This window comes from Streptomyces sp. NTH33, from assembly GCF_003236365.1.
Lineage (GTDB): Bacteria > Actinomycetota > Actinomycetes > Streptomycetales > Streptomycetaceae > Streptomyces.
Genome location: NZ_POTZ01000514.1, coordinates 1 through 4,646 on the forward strand (window position 1 = coordinate 1; position 4,646 = coordinate 4,646).

Consider the following 4,646-nt stretch of genomic DNA (forward strand, 5'->3'; position numbering starts at 1 on the left):
GTGCGGGGCCGGGACCGTGACCGGGGCCGGGGGGCTCGCCGAGCGGACCGCGGCCAGTACGGCCGCCGCGAACGGCAGGGACTCGTGGACCGGGCCGTAGCCGAGGCCGAACACCACCGCGGCCGGGTCCTGGTCCGGCTGCGGTGGCTGTGCGGCGGCGGCGCCCGGCTCGCGTGGCAGCAGCCGCAGATGGCCCTCGAAGAGTTCCGGTGAGCGCCACTCCACCCCGCCCAGGTCGGCGACGGGAAAGATCCGGTCGCCGGCCTTCCACTTGGCCGAGGACGCCCCCGTCCACGACCACCGGAAGCGCACCGCCGTGCCGTCGAAGGACGCCTTCCCGTCGTAGGCCTTGAACTGGAGCGGCGCCGCGGGCGGTGCCACCAGGTGGCGGTCGGCCGGGCCGCTCCCGGTGAGGTGGGCGCGCAGTTCGTCGGCGTAGTACTCGGCGAGCGTCCCCCGCTCGGCCGGCAGGACCAGCCGATACGGGTCGCAGCCCTCCTTGAGCTGGCCGTCGGCCGCGTCCATCAGCGGGTCGGCGCCGGGCCTGGGCTCGGCGCGCAGGACCACCGTGCCGCGTCTGCCCGCCGCGAGCGTCACGCCCTCGAGCGCCGCCAGCGGAACCCGGCGGGCACCGAGTGCCTGGAAGAGCTTAGGTGTTCGAATCCCCCGTTCGTAGCGGATGAGCACGGAATCGGACTCGAACTCCCAGGCAGCGTGAAATCCGGCCAGTACGTCACCCATGCGGCTCATCGTAGGCGGCACGAGCTTCTTCGTCCCTCCCCGCGCAGACCGCACTTCCTGCTGTCTCTACGCGCGTCCAGCCCCGGCCGTACCGGACAAATCCGCCCGGCACCTGTCGTCGTCATGGGCGCACCGCACCGAGTCGTATGCGCCAACCCCGATCCCGGCGAAGTTGGCCAGGCTGTCGGTGCCCGGCTCGAAGTACCCGGCGTGGCCCTTCGCACCCCGTGCCGACAGCACCCGCGCCCCGAACGCCGGGGAGACCGGGTCGGCGCCGTGCCCGAGGCCGCCGAGCTCCAGGTACGGCACGTCCTGGATCCAGTCGGTGGCGTCCCGCATCGCCCACACCCGGGCGGAGGTGCGCAGGCGGGAGGCCTCGGCCACCCGCATGCCGGGGCTGGCGGCCACCGCTATGTCGGACACCCGGTCCGGCAGCCCGCGCGCGGCGACGCCGCACACCACCGAGCCGTAGCTGTGGCAGAACAGCGAGACGGGCGAGTCGCCGGGCAGCCCGCGCAGCAGCCTGTTCAGCCGGACGGCGCCCTCCTCGGCGCGCATCGCCGTGGCCGCGTCCACACCGAGCCCGCTGGGCGCGGTGTAGTCGGCCCAGGCGATCACGGCCGTACGTGTGCCGGGGGCCGCCGTGCGCTCGGCCGCGTACAGCGACTTCGCCATGCCGTACGGCGCCGAGTACGGGCGGTAGGTCCTCCGGAAGGTGAACAGGTCGGTGTCGACGCCGGGCACGACGACGGAGATCCGCTCCGCCGTGCGCAGGTCGCCGAAGACCTCGGCGATGCGGCCGGTGCCCCCGGGATCGAAGGCGAGGATCTGCCGGTCCTTCGTCATCAGCGTCGTGTACTGGCGCATGCGGCGGCCTGCGTCCTGCTGCCCGGCCGGGGTGAGCCGGCTGTCGTGCATGCGCTTCAGCTCGGCCTTGCTCGCCTGGCGGAGCGCGATGCGGTTGGCCTGGTAGCGCAGCTTGACCGGGGCGCCGTTCATGTTGCCGACCGCGAGCGGATAGCGGTGGGCGAGCCGGCCACGGTCCTGCGCGGTGAGCGAGGCGAAGAAGCGGCCGAGCAGGGCGGGAGCCGCGTCCGGGGCGGGCAGCGGGTGCCCGTGCAGACGGCCGCGCTCCCAAGCGGACAGGGACGCCTGCAGGGCGGTGGTCCCGCGCTGGCCGCGCACGGCGGTCCAGCCGGTGGTGGCCAGCATCACGAAGACCACGGCCAGCGCGAGCAGGGCGCGCCAGACGTTGAGGTGGGGGGAGGTGTCGAAGGAAGTCACTGGAAGGACACACTAGGAGAACGAGACGGTCTCGCGTTAACCGAGTGACGGGGATCACGTTTCGAGCGGCGTGAGGGTTGCTTCAATCCGTACGCCCGTTCAAGGCGGTTCGGATGTGCGGCAGTTCGGCGGTGGTGGAGTGCTCCGGCTCAACGCCGGAGGGGCGTACGCCAGTTCCCGGTCAGCGCGGGCCCCACCTGATCGAGGTACGCGGCGGTGAGTTCCCGTATCGCCTCCGGGCCGCCGTCCTCGCCCGTGCTCCACTGACGGCCCGTCACCCGCATCACCGCGCCGAAGACGGCCACCGCCAGCCGCGGCCGCGGATCGGCGTCCACGTCCAGGCCCTCGCGCTCGGCGAGCAGACGCGCGATCTGCTCCTCGGTCTCCGCCGAGCGGAGCAGATGCGCGGCCAGCAGGACCGGCGTCGACTCGATCACCCGGAACATGCGCAGGTACAGCTCCACGGGGACGACGGTCACGACGGCGTCGCTGATCGTGTCCCAGCCCTCCAGCACCGCCCGGCGCAGCGCCTCCAGCGGGGGCTCCCCGGGCGGGCGGGCGCGCAGCGAGTCGACGAAGTGCGCCTCCACCATCTCCTGCACGGCGAGGGCGGCGTCCTCCTTGCCGCCGAAGTAGCGGAAGAAGGTGCGCGGGGAGACGTCGACGGCCTCGGCGATCTCGTCGACCGTCGTCCGCTCGTACCCCTGGGTGGTGAACAGTTCGAGTGCGGACCGCAGCAGCGCGTCCCTGGTACGCCGCTTCTTGCGCTCGCGCAGCCCCGGCCGTGACACCGCCCGTGGCGCCGTCCCGGCGGTCCCCGCCGTCTCCATGGAACTCTCCGGACCCCTCTCCCGCACCGTTCGCCGTTTCCCCAGTTCAGACTATAGGGAGTGGCATGTCAGTGACTGACTACTGAACTCGTTTGTCGATTGTCAGTTGCTGTCATTAGCCTCGAACCCATGACTAGTCAGACCGCCATCGAATCGACCGGGCCGGGGGACAACGCCTCAACAGCCCCGTCGGAGCCCGCGCCGTCCAAGGGACTGCGCGGGCATCCGTGGGCCACCCTGGTCACCGTCGCCGTAGGGGTCATGATGGTGGCCCTCGACGGGACCATCGTGGCCATCGCCAACCCGGCCATCGCCAAGGACCTGGGCGCCACCCTCGCCGACGTCCAGTGGATCACCAACGCCTACTTCCTCGCCCTTGCGGTCTCCCTGATCACCGCGGGCAAGCTCGGTGACCGCTTCGGGCACCGGCAGACCTTCCTCATCGGAGTGGCCGGCTTCGCCGCCTCCTCCGGGGCGATCGGGCTGTCCAGCACCATCGCCATGGTCGTCGTCTTCCGGATCTTCCAGGGTCTGTTCGGCGCGCTGCTGATGCCGGCCGCGCTCGGCCTGCTGCGGGCGACCTTCCCGGCCGAGAAGCTCAACATGGCCATCGGCATCTGGGGCATGGTCATCGGCGCCTCCACCGCCGGCGGCCCGATCCTCGGCGGCTTCCTCGTCGAGCACGTCAACTGGCAGTCGGTGTTCTTCATCAACGTGCCCGTCGGCGCCCTCGCCCTGGTCCTGGGCGTGCTGATCCTGCTCGACCACCGCGCCGAGAACGCGCCGCGCTCCTTCGACGTCCTCGGCATCGTGCTGCTCTCGGCCGCCATGTTCTGCCTCGTCTGGGCCCTGATCAAGGCGGGGGACTGGGGCTGGGGCGACGGCACGACGTGGGTGTTCATCGTCGTGTCCCTCATCGGCTTCGGAGCCTTCGCCCTCTGGGAGACGAAGGTGAAGGAGCCGCTGATCCCGCTGGCGCTGTTCCGCTCGGTGCCGCTGTCCGCGGGCGTGGTCCTCATGGTCCTGATGGCCATCGCGTTCATGGGCGGCCTGTTCTTCGTCACCTTCTACCTGCAGAACGTGCACGGGATGAGGCCGGTCGACGCGGGCATGCACCTCCTCCCGCTCACCGGCGCGATGATCGTCGCCTCCCCGCTCGCGGGCTTCATGATCACCAAGCTGGGCCCGCGCATTCCGCTGGCCGGCGGCATGGCCGCCACCGCGCTCGCCATGTTCGGCCTGTCCACGCTCGATACGGGTACGGACAGCGGCACCATGTCGCTCTGGTTCGCGCTGCTCGGCCTCGGCCTCGCCCCCGTCATGGTCGGCGCCACCGAGGTCATCGTCGGCAACGCGCCCCTGGAGCTGTCCGGTGTGGCCGGCGGACTGCAGCAGTCCGCCATGCAGATCGGCGGCAGCCTCGGTACGGCTGTGCTGGGCGCCGTGATGGCCTCCAAGGTCAAGAACGACCTGCCCGGCAACTGGCGGGACGCGGGCCTCCCGCCGCTCACCCCCGCCCGGCTGGACCAGGCCTCCGAGGCGGTCCAGATCGGCGCGGCGCCGGTGCCGAAGGGGACGCCCGAGGAGATCGCCGCGAAGATCACCTCCGTCGCGCACGACACCTTCATCTCCGGCATGAGCCTCGCCTCCCTCGTAGCCGCCGGAATCGCGGCCGTGGCCGTTCTCGTCGCGCTGCTCACCAGGCGAGGGGAGAACGCGGAGGCGGGCGCGGGGGTCGGCCACATCTGACAGGGGGTCAAGTCCTCCGCGTTCTCCCCTCGCCTGGTGAGC

The 4,646-nt window shown here is 71.7% G+C and carries 4 protein-coding genes; 1 reads left to right on the forward strand and 3 read right to left on the reverse strand.

Features of this window, described 5'->3' with window-relative positions:
- From C1I97_RS31845 to C1I97_RS31855, 3 genes are all read right to left on the reverse strand, one after another.
- The coding region (locus C1I97_RS31845) for a DUF4429 domain-containing protein (RefSeq protein ID WP_111006528.1) at window positions 1–741 on the reverse strand (741 nt) is incomplete at its 3' end.
- Between the two features lie 66 nt (window positions 742–807).
- Window positions 808–2,025 carry an alpha/beta hydrolase gene (locus C1I97_RS31850; protein WP_111006529.1) on the reverse strand — a complete coding sequence of 406 codons (1,218 nt, stop codon included), beginning with the start codon at window positions 2,023–2,025 and terminating at the stop codon, window positions 808–810.
- A 149-nt stretch (window positions 2,026–2,174) separates the two neighbouring features.
- Window positions 2,175–2,855 (reverse strand): TetR family transcriptional regulator, encoded by a 681-nt coding sequence (locus C1I97_RS31855; RefSeq protein WP_111006530.1) that lies wholly within the window; start codon window positions 2,853–2,855, stop codon window positions 2,175–2,177.
- A gap of 129 nt (window positions 2,856–2,984) precedes the next feature.
- Between C1I97_RS31855 and C1I97_RS31860 the strand changes: the two genes are divergently transcribed.
- Window positions 2,985–4,604, forward strand: coding sequence for an MFS transporter (locus tag C1I97_RS31860; protein ID WP_111006531.1), 1,620 nt, complete (start codon window positions 2,985–2,987; stop codon window positions 4,602–4,604).
- Window positions 4,605–4,646: the final 42 nt, after the last annotated feature.

Excerpts from the sequence above, each read along its gene's own strand:
- C1I97_RS31855 (WP_111006530.1), bottom strand. The coding sequence starts at position 2,855 with ATGGAGACGGCGGGGACCGCCGGGACGGCGCCACGGGCGGTGTCACGG.
- C1I97_RS31860 (WP_111006531.1), top strand. The coding sequence starts at position 2,985 with ATGACTAGTCAGACCGCCATCGAATCGACCGGGCCGGGGGACAACGCC.